This is a genomic window from Lichenibacterium dinghuense, from assembly GCF_021730615.1.
Lineage (GTDB): Bacteria > Pseudomonadota > Alphaproteobacteria > Rhizobiales > Beijerinckiaceae > Lichenihabitans > Lichenihabitans dinghuensis.
Window position 1 is genome coordinate 5,813,161 of record NZ_JAJLMN010000001.1, and the last position, 18,886, is coordinate 5,832,046.

The following is an 18,886-nucleotide window of genomic DNA, read 5'->3' on the forward strand; positions in this document are numbered from 1 at the left end:
CAGTGAGCCCGAGCTCAAGTCCGCTACCGCGAACTCTCGAATGCGAGCCCTCTGCGCGAGGGTCAGAGCTGGCTCACCTTGGCGTTGGCCGAAGGGGTGGCGCGGGGCGCGGCATCCCAGCCGCCGGGGGGCGGGGTCACCTCGTTCGCGCTCGCCGGCGGCACGGCGGCGCGGAACGCCTCCGCGGCGCTCTTGGCGGCGGCCAGGGCCTTGGCGTCGAGCTTGCCCGCCACCTCGTCGCGCTTCTTGGCCGCGTCCTCGTCGCCCTCCGCCGCCGCGATCGCGAACCAAGTGTAGGATTGAGGCAGGCTCTGCTCGATGCCGAGCCCCCGCGCGTAGAGGATGGCCAAGTTGAACTGGCTGTCGCGCACCCCGTAGGTCGACGCCTTTCCGAACCACTGGGCGGCCTTGGCGTAGTCGGGCTTGCCGCCCGCGCCTTCCGCCGACATGACCGCGAGATTGTGCATCGCCCGGATATTGCCGGCTTCCGCCGCCTTTCCGTACCAGCTCATCGCCAGGGCGGGGTCTCGCTCGACCCCCGCACCCTTCTCGTAGGCCGAGCCGAGGCGGTACTCGGCCGGGGCCGATCCCGAGGCCGCGGCCTTGCTGAACCAGGCGGCGGCCTGCTGCGGGTCGCGTGCCACGCCGCGCCCCTCGGAATAGCGCAGGCCAACCTCGTATTGCGCGCCCGCGTCGCCCGCGGCCGCCGCCGTCCGCAGGCCGTCGGGGATCCCGTCGGCGGGCGCCGGCGCCTTCGCGGATCCCGTCACGAAGGTCGGCAGCGGCGCGGCCGTCGGGATCGCGGCGGGCGGCAGCACGAGCTTCGGCAGGTCGGCCGCCTTGGCGGCGCCGGCATCCGCGATCACCGGCGCGGAGACGGGGCGCGTCCGGGTCGAAACCTCGCTGACGCGGGTCGCCTCGGCGGGGGATTCCCCCCCGACCTTGACGAGCTCCAGCGCGCCGACGAGCAGAACCAGGGCCGCGAGGCTGAGCAGGATCGGACGGCGCCGCTGCGCCAGGAACGAGCGCGCGCGACCGAGGGCGCCGGCCCCGGCCGCCACGGCGCCGGGGAGCGCCTTGGCGCGGGGCGCGCTCGTGCGGGTCGCTTGGCGACGGTCCGCGGCCTTGACGGCGGCCGTTGAGGCCGCGGAAGCCTGAGCGGCCTGGGCCGCGCGGCGCGCCGCCGCGATGAAGCTCGCCGGGCCGTCGGCGTCGTCGTTGGGCGGGAGGGTCGGCGCCTCCGGGGCCGCGTCGAAGCGGGGCTCGGTGCGGCTCGGCTGGCCGGTGCCGATCCGCCCGGAGCCGGGTTCGATGATCTGGTCGGCGGGGTCGAGCGCGGGGCGCGCCTCGGCGACAGGCTCGGCCGCGACACGCTGACGGCGGGTCTCGTCCCTCGCCGTCGCGCGGCCGCCGGGGCCCGCCGCCATCTGGTCGACGAGGCGGTCCATCGCGATCTGGATGTCGGACAGGGCGGACTGGGTGCGCCGCTCGGCGGTGTCCTGGAGCGCGCGGATGTCGTCGAGGCTGCGCGCCATCTGGTCGACCGCGGTCGACGGCACCTCGGACGGCCGGTGGTGAGCGAGGTTGGGATTCTGCAGGGCCGCCCGCAGCGTGTCGCGCGCGGCCGTCCGCGCCGCCGTTTCGGCGGCGTCGATGGCGACCTGCCGGGTGACCTCGAACTGCGAGAACAGCTCCCCGAGCGTGTGTTCCACGCCGTCGAGCGACCGCAGGCTGGCTTCGGACCGGTCGAGGCGCTCGCTCAGGCGCGCGAGCTGCGCTTCGATCGCCTGCACGCCGCGGGCGTCGACGCCGGCACCCGCGCCGTCGATCTTGGCGCTGACGTCGCGCACCGCGGCTTCGAGCTGATGAAGATTCGTCGAGGCGTCCCGCGCCTGCCCGATGCGATCAGACAGGCCCCGCACGAGGCTTTCGAGCGGGCGCGTGTCCACCGCCGCTTCGGCGAGCTGCGAGCGGAGCGAGGTGTGGATCTCATCCACCCGGCGGCTCAGCCCCTCGATGAGGCCCGCGGGACCACGGGCGTCGAGGCCGCGTTCGATGCGGTTGGTGATCGCGTCGAGCCGCGACTCCAGCGCCGCCATCGTGGCGCCGGGGTTGAAGCCGTCGAGCAGGGCCCGAACCTCGGCCATCGTCTCACCGAGCTCGGGCGGGGCGGCGGGAGCCGGCATCGCCGCGAGGCGGCCGAGCCGCGCTTCGAGGGACGCGACTTGGCGCTCGACCGCGTCGAAGGGCACCGAGCGGGCCGTCGACGCCTTGAGGAGGTCGCGCATCTCGCGCGTCTGCTCGCCGATCCGGGCGAGGGCGTCGGCGCTCGGCGCCCGCGACCCGAGGCCGTCCACGGCCTGGCCGATCTGCCGCATCTCGCGGCCGAGGCTCTCGACCCCCGGCCGCGCATCGGTCGACCGGATCGCGTCGTGAAGGTCGCGGGAGAATCGGGCGAAGGTCTGCGACACCTCCGCCGACAGGTCGATCCCGGCGCGCCGGAGCCCGGAACTGCCTCGGGCGGCCGCCGGTGCTGGCTGAGGGGCGGACGTGGCGGCGAGCGGGGCCGGCGCGATGGGCTGAGGGGCCGGCACATGGACGCGGACCGGCTCGGGCGACGGCTCGGGAGCGGACTTCGGCGCGGGACGGGGGGAGACAGGCATCGGCTCGCCCGCGACCTCATCGCCGTCGAGATCGGCCTGACGCCGCGAGATCGCCGCGACGGCGTCGCGCAGGGCGTCGAGTCGGCCCGCATCGGCCTGCGGCGCCTCGCGCCCGCCCGTCCGCCCGACGGAGCCGGACAGGCGCTCGAGCTGGAGCGCGATGGCCCTCATCTCCGCGGTGTGGTCGGAAGCGCCGGTCAGGTCGGCGCCATGCGCGGCATCCGTGTCCGTTCCCCAGGGGGCCGTTCTGTTCATCGTCGCACCCGCAGACCGGAACCGGTCCCCTTGAAGCTCGTCGAGGGAAGGCCGTGGTGCGGCGAGGCCGCTCTTCCATCCCGTCGACGCTGGCGCATGCTGGACCGTGCAGCGGCACCGTCCGACACGCCCCTGCCATCAACGTCCACGGGACTGATCCATGGTCGGCCGCCGAACGACAGTCGCCCGACGAGGACGATTTTCGTCCGGCAAGGTAAACGGCGGGTTAAGCGTCGCGCCCGATCGAGCACACCATCGCAAACTTGACGCAGGTTAAGAAAGGCTTGCGATCGAAGCCAGCAACTGATAGTTGACTATGATCGGGAGATTCGTCTCGTCCTCGCGGCCGGTCGCCCGGTCGGGCCAGCACAGATCACGACCATGAGCATCACCTCCTCCGTCGCGGACGGCGTATCGCTTTCGGGGCCGGCACACGCCTCGGAGGGCCTGTACAGCATCGGTGACATGGCCCGGGCCTTCAACGTCAGCCAGCGCACGCTCAGGTTCTACGAGGACCGTGGTCTGCTGTCGCCGCGCCGGGACGGGTCGTCCAGGCTCTACGGGGCGGGCGAACGTCGGAAGCTGGAGATGATCCTGCGCGGCAAGCGGCTCGGCTTCACCCTGGCCGAGATCATCAGCTTCGTGGCGGAGAAGGGAGCGGGCGAGGGGACGCTCGCGCTCGACCGAGACCAGATCGACCAGCAGATCGCGCACCTCCAGCGCCAGCGCGACAACCTCGACGCCGCCATCGCCGAGCTCCGGGACACGCAGGGCAGGCTGAGCCAGGGCTGAAAGATCGCTCCTTTGCCGCGCCGCCGCCGGCCAGGGTGGCGTGAGAGGGCGCGATCGCGAGGCGGACACCGCAACTCGTTAGGTCGCGCCGTGTTCGTCGACCGCTATCGCCGGCACCGCGTCGCGAGGCGCTTCCGCACCGTGTCGCTGTCGACGGTGGTCCAGGGATCGGGCGGCTCGCCGGCCGCTATGCGTCCGGTCACCGTGGTGGCTCTCCCAGGACCTACACCACGCTCTGGGGCACGATCGCCGGGGCAGACCCGAGAGGCTTCGTCGCGGCCGGTTGCTGCGCGGTCCGGGAAGGGGGCAGGATCTCGCTCACGCCGGCGAACAGGGCCGCCTGCTGGCCGCAGTCGGGCATGATTCACTGGAGTGCGCTCGAAGCCGTGCGCTCGAAGATCGTGGCGGAAGCCTGGGCACAGGACGCGGGGCGGGCCCGCGACCAGGGCGTGTTCGGGGCAGCCTCGAGCTACCCGATGCTGACGTCTTCCCGGGGCAGGACAAGCTCGACCTGTTCGACGACACGTTGGCGAGCGGACGTCGACTCGCGGGACTTCCGATCCGGGCCTCGATCGTGTAAGTCAACCGCCGCGAGGCCCTCGGCCGGGCCGGCCGCGGGCGCTCCGCGAACCTCCGGCCGCGAGCCGCGGCCGGGACGGCGCGTCTCCTTCGCCCCGAGGACCCTGAGGAGCGACGGCGAACCGTGCAGGCCATCGACACACGCGGGCGATCGGACGATCTCCACGGCCGTGACATCGATCCGGCGAGCTTCGGCGCGGTCGCCAGTCCGGTCCTGGTGGTCGACCTCGACCGTGCCCTGCTCCGGGCGGACCCGCTGCACGAGCGCCTGTTCGCGGCCTTGAAGTCGCATCCCTTCGCGATCCCCAAGGTCGCGGCCGCGGCACTGAGCGGTCGAGCCGCGCTCGCCGCCGCGGCTTCCGACGTGACTGGTGATTTCGCCGTCGACGCCTGCCCGCGCCGCCCCGGCGTCGAGGCGCTGGTGTCTGAGGCGAGGGCTGCGGGCAGGACCGTGACCTGGCTGTCCCGCGCGGGCGATGCCTTCGCGGACCTGACGGCGTCCGGCGACGAGATCCGCCGCCCTGAGCCCTCCGCCGACGCGGAGGCCCGCGCCCTGCAGAAGCGCCATCCCGACGGCTTCGCCTTCCTCGGGCACTCGGACGCCGACCTGCCGATCTGGCGTGCCGCCCGCGAGCGCTTCGGCGTCGATCTCGCCCCCGGCCTGCGCCGGCGCGCAGAAGCCGAGGGCCTCGGCATCGCCGAGATCAGCCGCCCGCGCCCGGTCGCCGCTGCGGTCCTGCGTGGCATGCGCCCGCACCAGTGGCTGAAGAACCTGCTGGTCTTCGTGCCCTTCGCCCTGTCGATGGGCGAGTTGCACGCCCGCGACGCCGGCCTGGCCGTGGTGGCCTTCGGCCTGCTCTGCGCATTGACGTCGGGCACCTACCTCGTCAACGACCTGTTCGACATCGACGCCGACCGCCGCCATCCCCGCAAGCGCAAGCGGCCGATCGCCAGCGGCGACCTGCCCGTCGCGACCGCCTGCCTGGCCGCCGCGGCGCTGATCGGGGGCGCCATCGCCTGCGCGTGCCTGCTGCGCCTCGCCTTCGCGGCCGCGCTCGGCAGCTACCTCGTCATCACGCTGGCCTACTCGTTCCGGCTGAAGAAGATGGCCATGGTGGACGTGCTGGTGATCGCCATGCTGTTCACCCTGCGCATCCTCGCCGGCATGCTGCTCGTGAGCGAGAAGCCGTCGCACTGGCTGCTGATGTTCTCGATCTTCTTCTTCCTCTCCCTCGCCTTCATGAAGCGCGAGGTGGAGTTCGGTGTCGTGCGGCAGGCGGGGCGCACCACCCTGTCGGGCCGCGGCTACGACCTCGACGACCGGCTCTACGTGCTGTGCTGCGGCCTGTCCTCCGGCATCGCCTCGGTGGTGATCTTCTCGCTCTTCATCACCGCCACCATCGAGCGCTACCAGTTCAACTATCGCTCGCCCGAGCTGCTGTGGGGCGTGATGGGCCTGCTCGGCTATTGGATCCTGCGCATGTGGATGCTGACCACGCGCGGCCTGATGAACGACGATCCGATCCTGTTCGCGGCGCGCGACCGCACCAGCATCCTGCTCGGCGCCGCCTGCGCGGTGCTGGCGGTCTGCGCCCAGGTGATCCGCCTGTGATCGATCCGGCCGGGACCGCGACCACGTCCTGGGGCCGGGTGTCGCGCGCGCGGAGCCGCGTCGCCGAGCCGGCCCACCTCGACGACCTCGCCCGGGCCGTGCGGGCCGGCGACGCTCCCGTGCTGGCGCACGGCATGGGGCGCTCCTACGGCGACGTGTGCCTGAATGGCGGCGGGCACCTGCTCCGCACCGGGCGGCTCGACCGCATCGTGGCGGCCGACTGGTCGACCGGCGTGGTGCGCGCCGAGGCGGGGCTGACGATCGGCGGCCTCTTGTCCGTCTGCGTGCCGCGCGGCTGGTTCGTGCCGGTGACGCCCGGCACCAAGTTCGTCACCCTCGGCGGCGCCGTGGCCAACGACGTCCACGGCAAGAACCACCACGGCATGGGCACCTTCGGCTGCCACGTGCGCGCGCTCGGGCTCCTGCGCAGCGATGGCGAGACGGTCGAGGTCGGGCCTGAGGAGCGTCCGCACCTCTTCGCCGCGACGGTCGGCGGCCTCGGCCTCACCGGCGTGATCGCCTGGGTCGAGATCCAGCTCCAGCCCGTGCGGTCGAGCGACTTCAAGGCGCAGACGCTGCGCCTCCAGGACCTCGACGGCTTCTTCCGCGCCGCCGAGGACAGCCAGGACTGGCCCTACACGGTCGCCTGGGTGGATTGCCTCGCCGCGGGCCGGCGCCTCGGGCGCGGCCTGTTCAACCGCGGCCGGCACGCGCCGGACGGCCCGCTGCTGCCCCACGCCGACCGGGCACGGCTGAAGGTGCCGCGCGACGCGCCCTCGGCGCTGCTCGGGCCGCTCACGGTGCGGCTCTTCAACGCCGCCTATTCGCGCCAGCCCGCCGGCGGCGAGCCGGCCCGCGTGCCCTACGGCAAGTTCCTGTACCCGCTCGACGGGATCACCGACTGGAACCGTCTCTACGGCGGCCGCGGCTTCTTCCAGCATCAGTCGGTGGTGCCGACCGCCGCCGCGCCGCGCGCTCTGCAGAAGCTGCTCGAGCTCACCTCCTCCGAGGGCCAGGGCTCGTTCCTCGTCGTGCTGAAGATGTTCGGGCCGCGGCCCTCGCCCGGCATCCTGTCCTTCCCGCGCGAGGGCGCCACCTTCGCGCTCGACCTGCCGAACCGCGGGCCGGACACGCTGCGCCTGCTCCACCGCATGGCCGAGGTGGTGCTCGCGGCCGGGGGCCGGCTCTACCCCGCCAAGGATGCGACGATGACGGCCGAGCAGTTCCGCGCGGGTTTCCCGCGTTGGCGCGAGGTCGAGTCCTATCGCGACCCCGCCCTGTCGTCCGATTTCTGGCGGCGCGTCACCGGAGATCCCGCATGAGTTCCCCCTCCCCCGCGTCGGCCGCCGCCGCGGGCAAGACCGTTCTCGTGCTCGGCGCCACCTCGGCCATCGCCAACGCCTTTGCGCGCCAGCGGGCCGCGGCGGGCGGCCGGCTGGTGCTGGTCGGCCGGCAGCAGGGGCGCCTCGACGGCATCGCGGCCGACCTCACGGCCCGCGGCGCCGCCGCGGTCGCCACGCTTGCGACCGACCTCGCCGACATGGACGAGGCGGAGCCGCGCTTCGCCGACATGGTGGCCCGGCTCGGGCCGCCCGATGAGGTGCTGCTCGCCTACGGCGTGCTCGGCGAGCAGGCGGCGGCGCAGGACAGCGCCGACGAGACGCGCCGCCTGATCGACGTCAACTTCACCAGCGCGGCCCTCTGGCTGCAGCTCGCCGCCAAGCACCTCGTGGCGGACGGCCGCCCCCGTACGCTCGTGGTGATCGGCTCGGTGGCGGGCGACCGCGGCCGCCAGTCCAACTACGTCTACGGCGCCGCCAAGGCCGGGCTCGACGCCTTCGCCGAGGGGCTCGCCCACCGCCTGCACCGCACCAACGTCAGGGTCGTCACGGTCAAGCCCGGCTTCGTCGACACGCCGATGACGGCCCACCTCGACCGCTCGGGGCCGCTCTGGGCCAAGCCGGAGGCCATCGCGGGCGCGATCGACCGCGCCGTGTCGAAGGGGCAGCGCATCGTCTACGCGCCCTGGTTCTGGCGGCCCGTCATGACGGCGGTGCGCTTCGCCCCCCGCCCCCTCTTCTACAAGACCAAGCTTTGAGCCCCGTGACAGAAGCCAACACCTCCCCGCGCGGCCGGGTCGTCGTCACCGGCGCGGCCGGCCTCGTCGGGCAGAACCTCATCCCGCGGCTGAAGGCGCGCGGCTTCACCGACATCGTCGCGATCGACAAGCACCGCGCCAACACGAAGATCTTGGCGGAGCTGCATCCGGACGTGCGCGTGGTGGAGGCGGACCTCAGCCGCGCCGGCGGCTGGGAGGACACGCTCGCGGGCGCCGACGCGCTGATCCAGCTCCACGCCCAGATCGGCGGGCTCGACGCCGCCGAGTTCGACGCCAACAACATCAGGAGCACCGAGCGCGTGCTGGCAGCCGCGGGCGCGGCCGGCATCGGCTACCTCGTGCACATCTCCTCGTCCGTGGTGAACTCGGCCGCGGTGGACCTCTACACCGAGACCAAGAAGCGCCAAGAGAAGCTGGTCGACGCCAGCCCGATTCCCCACGTCGTGCTCAGGCCGACGCTGATGTTCGGCTGGTTCGACCGCAAGCACATCGGCTGGCTGGCCCGCTTCATGCGGAAAGTCCCGGTGTTCCCGATCCCGGGCGACGGCAAGTTCCGCCGCCAGCCGCTCTACGCCGGCGACTTCTGCTCGATCATCATGAGCAGCCTGGAGCGGCGGACGACCGGCACCTACGACATCTCGGGCCTCACCACGCTCGACTACATCGACATGATGCGGATGGTGAGGACCGCGGCCGGCGCCAAGGCCAGGATCGTGACGATCCCCTACGGCCTGTTCCGCCGCCTGCTGCTCACCTACGCCCTGGTCGACAAGAACCCGCCCTTCACGGCAAACCAGCTCGCCGCCCTCGCGACGCCGGACCTCTTCGACGTCATCGACTGGCCGGGCATCTTCGGCGTGACGCCGACGCCGCTGGCCCAGGCCTTCCACGAAACCTTCAACGACCCGCGCTTCGCGTCGGTCGCGCTGGACTTCTAGAGCATGAGAGTCGTCGTCGTCGGCGCGGGGGCCATGGGCCTCGCCGCCGCCTACCATGCAGCCAAGGCCGGCCACGCCGTCACGGTCGTCGAGGCCGGACCGGAAGCCGGCGGCATGGCGGCGCATTTCGACTTCGGCGGGCTGTCGCTGGAGCGCTACTACCACTTCGTGTGCCGCACGGACCGGCCGACATTCGACCTCATGGCGGAGCTGGGCCTCGGCGACCGCATGGTGTGGAAGCCGACCACCATGGGCTACTTCGTCGGCGGCGCGCTGCACAAGTGGGGCGACCCCGTCTCGCTGCTGCGCTTCCCCAAGCTCGACCTCCTGTCGAAGCTCCGCTACGGCGCGCTGATGTTCCTGTCCGCCAAGCGCCCGCGCTGGGATGCGCTGGAGAGGACCTCGGCCAAGGACTGGATCACGCGCTGGTGCGGGCGGGCCGTCTACGACCGGCTATGGCACCCGCTCTTCGCGCTGAAGTTCTACGAGCACGCGGACGACGTGTCGGCGGCCTGGATCTGGACGCGCATCCGGCGGCTCGGCAACTCGCGCCGCTCGATGATGCAGGAGGAGCTCGGCCACATCCGGGGCGGCACCGAGACGCTGATGGAGGCGCTGGTCGAGCGCATCCGCGCGCTCGGCGGCGAGGTGCGCCTCGGCGAGCCGGTTGAGGAGGTGGTGGTCGAGCGCGGCCGCGCCACGGGCGTGCGGACCGCGCAGGGCACGCTGCCGGCCGACGCCGTGATCTCCACCGTGCCGACCCCGCTCGTGTCGCGGATGATCCCCGGCCTGCCGGCGGAGTCCAAGGCGCAGTACGACGCGATCCAGAACATCGGCGTCGCCTGCCTGGTGTTCAAGCTGCGCCGCCCGGTGACGCCGCACTTCTGGGTCAACATCGTCGAGCCCGACGTGCCGATCCCGGGAATCATCGAGTTCTCGAACCTGCGCGACACCGGCGATACGGTGGTCTACGTGCCCTACTACATGCCGACCACGAATCCGCGCTGGGGCTGGTCCGACGAGGCTCTGCTCGACGAGGCCTTCGCGGCAATCCGTCGCGTCAACCCGGCCATCACGGAAGCGGACCGCATCGATGGCCACGTGGCGCGGCTGCGCTACGCCCAGCCGATCTGCCCGCCCGGCTTCGCCGCGATGATCCCGCCCGTGCAGACGCCGGTGCGCGGCCTCCAGGTCGCCGACACATGCTTCTACTACCCCGAGGACCGCGGCATCTCGGAAAGCGTGCGCTTCGGCAAGATGATGGCCGACGCGCTGGGCCACAACGTGCCGGAGCTCAGGGGCGACGCCGCCGCGGCGTGACGGGCGCCCAGCGCGGCGGCTGGAACGGCCGCGGCGCATAGCCGAGGACCTCCAGCCCCTCGGCCACGTCGAACACGAGGTCCTGGTTCATGCGGGCGAAGACGGCGCTGCCGAAGCCCGTCTCGCGCACGATCCCGGCCCGCGCCGCGCAGGCGAAGGCGAAGCGGAGCCACGGCACCGGCAGGACGACGAAGCGGGGCGTCAGGCCCTGGCTCGCGAACACGCGCTCCGCCATGGCGCGGTAGGTTATCACCTCGCCGCCCGCGATGTCGAAGGCGCGGTCCCGCGCGCGGGGCTCGTCGAGGGCGCCGAGGATCGCCTCGGCGATGTCGTCGACGTGGATCGGCTGGCGCAGCCCGGACGAGGGCCGCGCGATCGGCAGCACGCGGGCCCGGCGCACGAGCCGGATCATGCGCGCGACGTTGCGGTCCCCGTAGCCGTCGTAGACCAGCGTCGGGCGCAGCACCGTCCAGGCGACGCCGCGCCGCCCGCACCACTCCGCCAGCGCCGCCTCGGCGCGGGCGAGCTTCTCCGCGGTCGCCCGGTCGCGCGGGTCGTCGCTCTCCGCCTTGGAATGGAGGCTCGTCGAGCCGATGGCGACGATCGCGCGGGCGCCGGCGAGCCGGTCGAGCGAGGCGGCGAGCAGCGCCAGCGGCAGCACGCTGACCACGGCCGCGCCGGGCGGCACCCTCCAGTCCGTCTCCGCCTCGAAGTCGACGCGGGCGAAGCCGACGCCGGGCGGCAGCGCCACGTCGCGGCGCGCCACCGCGACCGTCTCGACTCCGGCCGCGGCGAGGCGCGGCAGCAGGCAGCCCGCGATGAGGTTGCTGGCGCCGAGCACCACCACCGGGCCGCGGGGCGGGCTCTTCGCTGTGGTCCTGGTCTCGCCGTCCAACGCCGTCCGCCCCGCTCCCGCCGCCCGCGAAGGGCTCGATCCCGCGCCGTCTAGCCGCTGTCGCCGCGGCACGCCATCCCGCGCGGGCCGGCCCACGCCGGAACACGGGATGCTTTCGCTTCGGACTTCCGTTAAACCGGCCCTCGGCGCCCCGGCCGACCCGGGGGCACGGTGAAGGGGATCGATGACGAACCGAAGTGCCACGCCGGCCCTGTCGCAGTTCCTGAAGCGGGGCATCATCATCGCTCACGACCTCGTGGCGACGGCGCTGAGTTTCGGCGGCTGCCTGATCCTGCGCTACCAGTTCTGGCAGCTGGCACCCATGTCCGACGAGATCGTCTGGATCATGCCCTTCTTCGTGGCGCTGGCCGCGGTGGTGTACCGCGTGTTCCCGCTCTACGCCTCGAAGTGGCGCTTCGCGTCCCTGCCGGACCTGTTCAACATCTTCAAGGCGGCGAGCCTGCTCGCCGTCATCATGCTGGTCGGCGACTACGTGCTGCTCGCCCGCGGCCTGACGCCCTGGCTGATGTTCGGCGAGAAGACGGTCGCGATCTATTGGCTGCTGCAGATGTTCCTGCTCGGCGGCCCGCGCCTCGCCTACCGTTATCTCAAATACGTCCAGTCCCGCCGCGCGGGCGACCGCGAGAGCGCCAGCTCCGTGGTGATCCTCGGCCGCGCCACCGAGGCCGAGGTAGTGCTGCGCGCGCTGGAGACCGGCCTGCGCCGGCGCTTCGTGGCCCGCGCCATCCTGTCGCCCCAGCGCACCGACTACGGCACCTCGATCCGCAACGTGCCCGTGCTCGGCAACTACGCCGAGCTGGAGCGCGTCGTGGCCGAGGCGCAGGACGGCAACCAGCCGATCGCCCGCATCATCGTGGCGCCGAACGAGTTCGTCCCCGAGACTGAATCCGAACTCCTGCTCGCCACCGCCAACCGCCTCGGCATCCCCCTGTCGCGCATGCAGACCATCGAGGAGGGCGCCACGGTCGCGGCGGCGCTGAAGCCCGTCAACATCGAGGACCTGCTGTTCCGCCCCAGCGTCGAGGTCGACCGCGCGATGCTGGCGGATCTGCTCCACGGCAAGCGCGCCATCGTGACGGGCGGCGGCGGCTCCATCGGCTCGGAGATCTGCTCGCGCCTCATCGCCTTCGGCGTGTCGGACCTCCTCGTCCTCGATCACTCCGAGCCGGCGCTCTACAACGTCCTGGAGAGCCTCGCGCCGCTCTGCACCGGCGCCGTCACGCTCGCGGGCAAGATCGCCGACGTGCGCGACCGCGACCGGATCTTCGCCCTCTTCCGGGACTTCGAGCCCGACCTCGTTTTCCACGCGGCGGCGCTGAAGCAGGTCCCCTTCCTCGAGGTGGACTGGACCGAGGCCATCAAGACCAACGTCCTCGGCTCGGTCAACATCGCCGACGCGGCCGCCCAGACAGCGGCCGCCGCGGTGCTGATCTCGACCGACAAGGCCGTCGACCCCGTGTCGATCCTCGGCGCCACCAAGCGCTTCAGCGAGATCTACGCGCAGCTCTGCGACGCCGAGGCGACCGCCGCGGCGCGGCCCGTGCGGCTGCTGTCGGTGCGCTTCGGCAACGTGCTCGGCTCCGTCGGCTCCGTGGTGCCCCGCTTCAAGGCGCAGATCGAGCGCGGCGGCCCGGTCACGGTCACGCATCCCGACATGGTGCGCTACTTCATGACGGTGCGCGAAGCCTGCGACCTCGTGCTGACGGCCTCGGCCCACGCGCTCGGGCGCCGCGGCGTCCAGTCCGAGCGCGCCTCCGTCTACGTGCTGAAGATGGGCCAGCCGGCCCGCATCGTCGACCTCGCCACCCGCATGATCCGCATGGCGGGCTTCGAGCCGGGGCGCGACATGGAGATCGTGTTCACCGGCGTGCGCAAGGGCGAGCGGCTGAACGAGTACCTCTTCACGGGCGACGAGCCCGTGCTCGACATCGGCGTCGACGGCGTCACCGCGGCCCGCACGGTGGGCTACGACCGCGCCCGCATCGCGCGCTGGCTCGACACGCTGGCCGGCGCCGTCGCCTCCGGCAACCGCGCCGATGCCGACCGCGTCTTCGCCGAGGCCATCCCCTCCTTCGCCAAGCTCCTGCGCGAGCGCGCCGGCGGCGTGGTGGTCGACCTCCAGGCCGCGCGGGCGCTCGGCCCCGAGCGCGGCGCGCCCGCCGAGGGCGAGACCGGCCTCGCCGGCGCGGCGCGGACGTGATGTTTGTCCACAGCGGAATGTCGTTCCGTGTTGCGCGCCGGCAACCTTTAAGAAATCTGTGTGTGCGACCGTGTCGCGTGAGCCCGGACCCGTCCGGGAGATGACGGGAGCCGCACCATGAACCGCCGATCGCTGGCCCGGCGCCTGCGCCGCCCCGAGACCCGCCGCTTCCTCGCCTTCCTGCTGACGGGCGGCCTCGCCGCCGCCGTCAACGTCGCGAGCCGCGTCGTCTTCGACCTCGTGATGCCCTACGAGGCCGCCGTCGTGGTGGCCTATCTCGTCGGCATGACCACGGCCTTCTTCCTGGCCCGGCTGTTCGTGTTCGAAGCGTCGGGGCGCAGCCTCCACGTCGAATACGGCCGCTTCGCCCTCGTCAACGTCGCGGCGCTGATGCAGGTGCTCGTCGTCAGCGTCGGCCTCGCCAAGCTGGCGTTCCCGGCCGTCGGCCTGCACTGGAACGCGGAGCTCATCGCCCACATCGTCGGCGTGCTGAGCCCCGTGCTGGTCAGCTACCAGGGCCACAAGCGCTTCTCCTTCGCTTGACGGCCCGTCCGGCGTCGGCTTTCTGCCCCTCTCCGATGGGGATGGGGCGGGCCGGGGCACGATGACGAAGCATGACGGTGTGCCCGGAACCGGCGGTTTCGGGCCGCTCGCCCGCCTCCTGTCCGCGCTGTTCGGCGATGCCGGGCACCGCGCTCTCCGGCTCGAAGCCCGCCGCCTCGCGGCCTCCGGGCTGATCGCCCCCCGCTTCTACCGCCTCCAGAGCCGTGCCTCGGGTGGCCAGCGCGGACCGGCCGCCGAGCATTACATCAGCCACGGCGCCGCGGCGGGCCGCGACCCGCACCCGGCGATCTCCGCGAGCGCCCTCGCGGCCGCCTTCCCGGACGGGGACGGCGCCAATCCCCTCGCCCGCTTCCTGGACCGCGCCGAGGCGCAGGACGCCGCCCTGCCCCGGACCCTGCGCTGCGCCGTCGAGCCGCTGCCGGCGGCGATGCACACCGGGCGCGGCGCGGCGCTCTACCTCCGCGGCTGGGCCTACGCGCCGCGGGGCCGCACGCGCTTCCTCGACGCGTGGGTCGGAGAGGCGTGCACGCCTGTCCTCGACCACTCGCAGCCCCGCGCCGACGTGCTCGACGCCGAGCTGGCGTACGATCCCGCGGGCGACAGCTTCTTCAGCGGCTTCGAGGCCGTGATCCCCCTGCCCCCGGTCGCGGCCGCGGCCGAGCGGACGGTGCGGCTCCGCCTCGTCACGCGCGACGGCACCGTCTTCGAGCAATCCGTCGGCACGGTGACGCTGCTGCCCGGCGACGGTCGTGCGCCCGTCGCGATCGACTGGCCCGGCGAGGGGCCGCGCGTGGCGATCTGCATGGCGACCCACAACCCGCCGCCGGCCCTGTTCCGGGCGCAGGTCGAGTCGATCAGGGCGCAGACGCACCGGAACTGGGTCTGCATCGTGTCCGACGACGCGTCGCCCGACTTCGCGCTCCGCACCCTCGATCCGCTGCTCGACGATCCGCGCTTCGTCGTCCTGCGCAACCGCGACCGGCTCGACTTCTACGGCAACTTCGAGCGGGCGCTGCGCGCCGTGCCGCTCGACGCCGAGTTCGTCGCCCTCAGCGACCAGGACGACCGCTGGCATCCCGACAAGCTCGCCACGCTGCTGGCCGCGATGGACGGCGAAGCCCAGCTCGCCTACGCCGACGTGCGCGTCGTCGACGGCGAAGGCCGCACCCGCGCCGACACGTTCTGGACGGCGCGGCGCAACAACTACACGAGCCTGCCGAGCCTGCTGTCGGCCAACACGGTGATGGGTGCCGCGAGCCTGTTCCGCGCCTCGTTGCTGAAAGAGATCCTGCCCTTCCCCGAGCGGCTCGGCGGCGCCTACCACGACCATTGGATCGGGCTGAACGCGCTGGTCGCGGGCGCCATCCGCTACGTCGACCGGCCGCTCCACGACTACGTCCAGCACGGCGCCAACGTGATCGGCCACAAGCGCGACGCCGACGCGCCCGGCCTCGCCGCCGCCGGACGGACCGTGCTGACGGCCCTGCGGCGCCCCGGCTCGCTCGGGCCCGCGCTCGGCGAGATCGTGTCCCGCGCCACGGCCGACCGGCAGTCGCTGGTGGCCCAGAAGGCCGTGCTGGCGCGCGTGCTGCTGATGCGCCATCCGGGTGCGCGGCCCGCCGCACGGCGCGTGCTGGCGCGGATGAGCGCGCTGACCCGCCTCGCAACCGCGCTGTGCGAGCGCCTGCTGGCCGCGGTCGAGCGGCGGCCGACGCTGAACCACGAGGGGCACTTCCTGCGCGCCGTGCTGATCTCGCGCGGCCGTCAGGCCGCCTACAGCGCGCTGCGCGGGCAGCAGTCGAAGCGCATCCGGCGCCGGCGCATGGTGCACGGCATGCGCCACCTGCTGGCCAGCCGCGACAGCGCGGGGCCGATCGACTTCCGCCACTCCGGCCACGAGCGCGACATCCGCGCCATGGACTTCGGCCACGTCGGCTGGATCTTCCACAACGTGTCGCCGCTGACGCTCGCGCCCTCGCCCGACGAGCCGAAGCGCGTCAACCTGTTGCTGGCGACGATCAACTTCGACGTCCTGTTCGGCGGCTACATCGGCATGTTCAACCTGGCGCTCCGCCTGCGCCGGGACGGGCACGCCGTCCGCATCGTCCTGCTGGAGCGCACGGAGGTAGACCTCGCCGACTGGCGGCGCCGGATCGCCCGCTACCCCGGCATCGGCCACCTGTTCGACGCCGTGGAGGTGGCCTACCGCCACGACAGATCGCAGCCCCTGCCCGTGTCGCCGGACGACCGCTTCGTGGCGACGAGCGGCTGGAGCGCCCACGTGGCCCACCGGGCCGCGGCGGCGCTCGATCAGGACCGCTTCCTGTTCCTGATCCAGGAATACGAGCCCTTCTTCGGGCCGATGAACACCAACACGGCCCTGCTGCGCCAAGCCTACGACTTCCCGCAGTTCGGCCTCTTCTCGACGGCGATCCTGCGCGACTATTTCCGCGAGAACCGGATCGGCCTGTTCGAGGCGCCAGGCGGCGAGGAGCGCTCGGCGGTCTTCTCCAACGCGATCCAGCGCTTCAGCCCGACGCGCGAGCAGTTGGAGCGCCGGGGCCGCCGCATCCTGTTCTACGCCCGGCCGGAGGACCACGCGGCCCGCAACATGTTCGAGATGGGCATCGCCGCGCTGGTCCGGCTGTTCTCCGATCCCGCGATCGCCGCAGCGGGCTGGACCGCGCACGGCATCGGCTCCATCGCCACCGAGGACCGGCTGGAGCTCGTGCCCGGCACCTTCCTCAAGATGGTGCCGAAGACCAGCCTGCAAGGCTACATCGACATGCTGCCGGGCTTCGACGTCGGCCTGTCGCTCATGCTGACGCCGCATCCGAGCCTCGTTCCGCTGGAGATGGCGGCGGCGGGCCTGCCCACCGTCACCAACACCTTCGCGAACAAGACCGAGGCTGCGCTCCGCGCGATCTCGCCGAACCTGATCGGCGTCAAGCCGACTCTGGACGGCATCGTCGACGGCCTCAGGGCCGCCATCGCGCGCGTCGACGACGTCGATGGCCGGCTCGCGGGCGCGCGGGCGATGACGTGGCCGACCGACTGGGACGAGGCCTTCCCGGCGGACGCGATGGCGCGGGTGAACGCGTTCCTGACGGAGTAGCGGCGGCCTAGTCGGTGCGGATCACGACCGACGCTCGCCGCTTTCTGAGGACGTCGATGAAGCGGAGCCTGATCTCGTCCATCAATCGGAAAGGCAACAGGGCGTAGGCCACGCGCGATCCGACGCCGGAGATGCCGGGACGGAGGTCGGGGCCGGGCCATTCGAAGCAGTTGGCTTCCGAAAGCATCACCCAGGAGCGGTCGCCATCCAGACCGAGGCGAGCCTTCGTGACAGCGGGCAGTTCAACCGCGAGCCGGTCGTCATCCGGTGGGCGATGCGTGATGGGGAGGACGGTGACGATCCCGCGCTCATCGGACCCTTGCGTCACGAGTATGACGGCGCAAGGTCTGTCTTTGACGCCCTCCTCCAGCCCTCGCTCCTTTTCAGCGTGCCGAAGGAAGCTGTAACGGATCACAAGGCCCTGCACCGGTCGCGGGAGGGCCACCGGGATCAGTCGTCCATCTCGTGGTCGAACGCCGCTGATTCTGCCGGGGGGCTTGACGCTTCCAACAAGGCGATGTCGGCATCCGTGAAGTCTTCGAGGCTGAGAACTTCACGATCGCGGCGCTTCAGACGTTCGTATTCCTCGATCGACAGCAGCACCGTGCGGTCTCGTCCTTCGTCGCAGACGGTGACAGGCCGGCGAAGAGCGACGTCATGATAGCGGACGACGTTCCGCTGAAAATCCGATGCCGAAACCCTGAGCGGTTCCATGGACGATCCCGAGGCGAACGGAACGAGAATAGTAGACCTTCGCCTCGATGATCAAGACGGGTACCGGCTCGGATGGCGGATAGCTAATCGTCGATCGGGGCGGCCGGGGTGGGCCGCCCCCGCCCGTCTCAGGGCTTCGGCGCGTCCGCGGCCGGGGCGGCGCCGGCGGGAGCCGCGGGCGTCGGGGCTGCGGCGGGGGCCGGCGTGTTGCGCACGATCTTGGCCTGCTCGCGCAGCTTCGAGATGTCGTCGCTCTGCGCCTTCTGGGCGACGTAGCGGGCCACCTGATCCTTGACCTGATCGAAGGGCGGGAAGGCCTTCTCGCGCTTGCCCTCGACCTTGATGACGTGCCAGCCGAACTCGCTCTTCACGGGGTCGGACACCTGGCCCGGCTCCAGCTTGAAGGCGGCGGCGGCGAACTCCGGCACCATCTTGTCCTTGGTGAACCAGCCGAGGTCGCCGCCCTGCGAGCCGGGGTCCTTCGACACCTCGTCGGCCACCTTGGCGAAGTCCTCGCCCTTCTTCACGCGCTCCAGCGCCGCCTTGGCCTCGGCCTCGGTCGGCACGAGGATGTGGCGGGCGTGGATCTCGGTCTCGGGCGGCTGCGCCTTGGCGGCGTCGTCGTAGACCTTCTTCTCGGCCTCGGGCGTCACGGCGGTCTTGGCGATGTTGCCGAGCAGGTCCTCCATCAGGACCTTGTCGTGATAGTAGGCCATCTTCTTGGCGAACTCGGGGTTGTCGCCGAGCTTCTCCTGCGCGGCCTGGCCGGCCGCGAGCTTCAGGTCGATCAGGTAGTCCAGGACGTAGGCCTCGCGCTGCGGGCCCTGGAGCTGCTGGGGCAGCGCCGGGCCGAGGTCGGCGGTGGCGATGCGGACGTCGTCCTCGGTGATGTCGGAGCCGTTGACGGTGGCGAGCACCTTGGAGGTGCCGGCCGCCGCGGCGGCCGGCGTGGCCGCGGCGCCGATCAGGGCCGTGGCGGCCAGCAGCGCGGCGGCCAGGGTCCGCAGCGGGGCATCGTATCGTTTGCGCATGGGGCAGGTCCTCGCTCGTCCGGTGCTGCCGCAGATGTGGTCCGCCGCGGCTCCGGACAACGCCCGTC

At 72.2% G+C, this 18,886-nt stretch carries 14 protein-coding genes; 9 read left to right on the top strand and 5 right to left on the bottom strand.

Translation table 11 applies throughout. The features are described from left to right. Nucleotides 1-62 precede the first annotated feature (62 nt). Nucleotides 63-2,918 carry a tetratricopeptide repeat protein gene (locus L7N97_RS27905; RefSeq protein ID WP_237481903.1) on the bottom strand — a complete coding sequence of 952 codons (2,856 nt, stop codon included), beginning with the start codon at nucleotides 2,916-2,918 and terminating at the stop codon, nucleotides 63-65. Nucleotides 2,919-3,299: 381 nt separating this feature from the next. Here L7N97_RS27905 and L7N97_RS27910 point away from each other — a divergent pair, with 381 nt between their 5' ends. The 6 genes from L7N97_RS27910 (at nucleotide 3,300) to L7N97_RS27935 (ending at nucleotide 10,278) form a co-directional block, all read left to right on the top strand. Further along, on the top strand, nucleotides 3,300-3,710 hold the full coding sequence (locus tag L7N97_RS27910) for a MerR family transcriptional regulator (RefSeq protein ID WP_237481905.1): 411 nt from the start codon (nucleotides 3,300-3,302) through the stop codon (nucleotides 3,708-3,710). Nucleotides 3,711-4,413: 703 nt separating this feature from the next. After that, nucleotides 4,414-5,901 (top strand): UbiA family prenyltransferase, encoded by a 1,488-nt coding sequence (locus tag L7N97_RS27915; protein ID WP_237481907.1) that lies wholly within the window; start codon nucleotides 4,414-4,416, stop codon nucleotides 5,899-5,901. Beyond that, the gene (locus tag L7N97_RS27920; protein WP_237481909.1) at nucleotides 5,898-7,223 is read left to right on the top strand and encodes an FAD-binding oxidoreductase; all 1,326 of its coding nucleotides are present in this window, start codon (nucleotides 5,898-5,900) and stop codon (nucleotides 7,221-7,223) included. The genes L7N97_RS27915 and L7N97_RS27920 overlap by 4 nt, the downstream gene beginning before the upstream one ends. Continuing rightward, the gene (locus L7N97_RS27925) at nucleotides 7,220-7,999 is read left to right on the top strand and encodes an SDR family oxidoreductase (RefSeq protein ID WP_237481910.1); all 780 of its coding nucleotides are present in this window, start codon (nucleotides 7,220-7,222) and stop codon (nucleotides 7,997-7,999) included. The genes L7N97_RS27920 and L7N97_RS27925 overlap by 4 nt, the downstream gene beginning before the upstream one ends. Nucleotides 8,000-8,004: 5 nt before the next feature. Continuing rightward, a complete protein-coding gene (locus L7N97_RS27930) occupies nucleotides 8,005-8,958 on the top strand; it encodes an NAD-dependent epimerase/dehydratase family protein (protein WP_237482457.1) in 954 nt (317 codons plus the stop codon). Nucleotides 8,959-8,961: 3 nt separating this feature from the next. Beyond that, nucleotides 8,962-10,278: an NAD(P)/FAD-dependent oxidoreductase gene (locus L7N97_RS27935; protein WP_237481911.1), complete on the top strand. Its 1,317-nt coding sequence runs from the start codon at nucleotides 8,962-8,964 to the stop codon at nucleotides 10,276-10,278. On the opposite strand, the gene L7N97_RS27940 is transcribed toward L7N97_RS27935, so the two are convergent. Continuing rightward, entirely contained in the window at nucleotides 10,253-11,173 is a 921-nt protein-coding gene (locus tag L7N97_RS27940; protein ID WP_237481912.1) for an SDR family oxidoreductase, read from the bottom strand. The genes L7N97_RS27935 and L7N97_RS27940 overlap by 26 nt on opposite strands. Before the next feature lie 184 nt (nucleotides 11,174-11,357). Between L7N97_RS27940 and L7N97_RS27945 the strand changes: the two genes are divergently transcribed. The 3 genes from L7N97_RS27945 (at nucleotide 11,358) to L7N97_RS27955 (ending at nucleotide 17,073) form a co-directional block, all read left to right on the top strand. Further along, nucleotides 11,358-13,394: an SDR family NAD(P)-dependent oxidoreductase gene (locus tag L7N97_RS27945; protein WP_237481913.1), complete on the top strand. Its 2,037-nt coding sequence runs from the start codon at nucleotides 11,358-11,360 to the stop codon at nucleotides 13,392-13,394. A 117-nt stretch (nucleotides 13,395-13,511) separates the two neighbouring features. Continuing rightward, nucleotides 13,512-13,937, top strand: coding sequence for a GtrA family protein (locus L7N97_RS27950; protein WP_237481915.1), 426 nt, complete (start codon nucleotides 13,512-13,514; stop codon nucleotides 13,935-13,937). A gap of 61 nt (nucleotides 13,938-13,998) precedes the next feature. Beyond that, nucleotides 13,999-17,073, top strand: coding sequence for a rhamnosyltransferase WsaF family glycosyltransferase (locus L7N97_RS27955; protein ID WP_237481917.1), 3,075 nt, complete (start codon nucleotides 13,999-14,001; stop codon nucleotides 17,071-17,073). 7 nt (nucleotides 17,074-17,080) lie between these two features. On the opposite strand, the gene L7N97_RS27960 is transcribed toward L7N97_RS27955, so the two are convergent. From L7N97_RS27960 to L7N97_RS27970, 3 genes are all read right to left on the bottom strand, one after another. Further along, a complete protein-coding gene (locus L7N97_RS27960; RefSeq protein WP_237481919.1) occupies nucleotides 17,081-17,488 on the bottom strand; it encodes a type II toxin-antitoxin system PemK/MazF family toxin in 408 nt (135 codons plus the stop codon). Between the two features lie 35 nt (nucleotides 17,489-17,523). Then, nucleotides 17,524-17,787: a type II toxin-antitoxin system Phd/YefM family antitoxin gene (locus L7N97_RS27965; RefSeq protein WP_237481921.1), complete on the bottom strand. Its 264-nt coding sequence runs from the start codon at nucleotides 17,785-17,787 to the stop codon at nucleotides 17,524-17,526. A 128-nt stretch (nucleotides 17,788-17,915) separates the two neighbouring features. Further along, nucleotides 17,916-18,818, bottom strand: a complete 903-nt coding sequence (locus L7N97_RS27970; RefSeq protein WP_237481924.1) for a peptidylprolyl isomerase — start codon at nucleotides 18,816-18,818, stop codon at nucleotides 17,916-17,918. Nucleotides 18,819-18,886 lie beyond the last annotated feature (68 nt).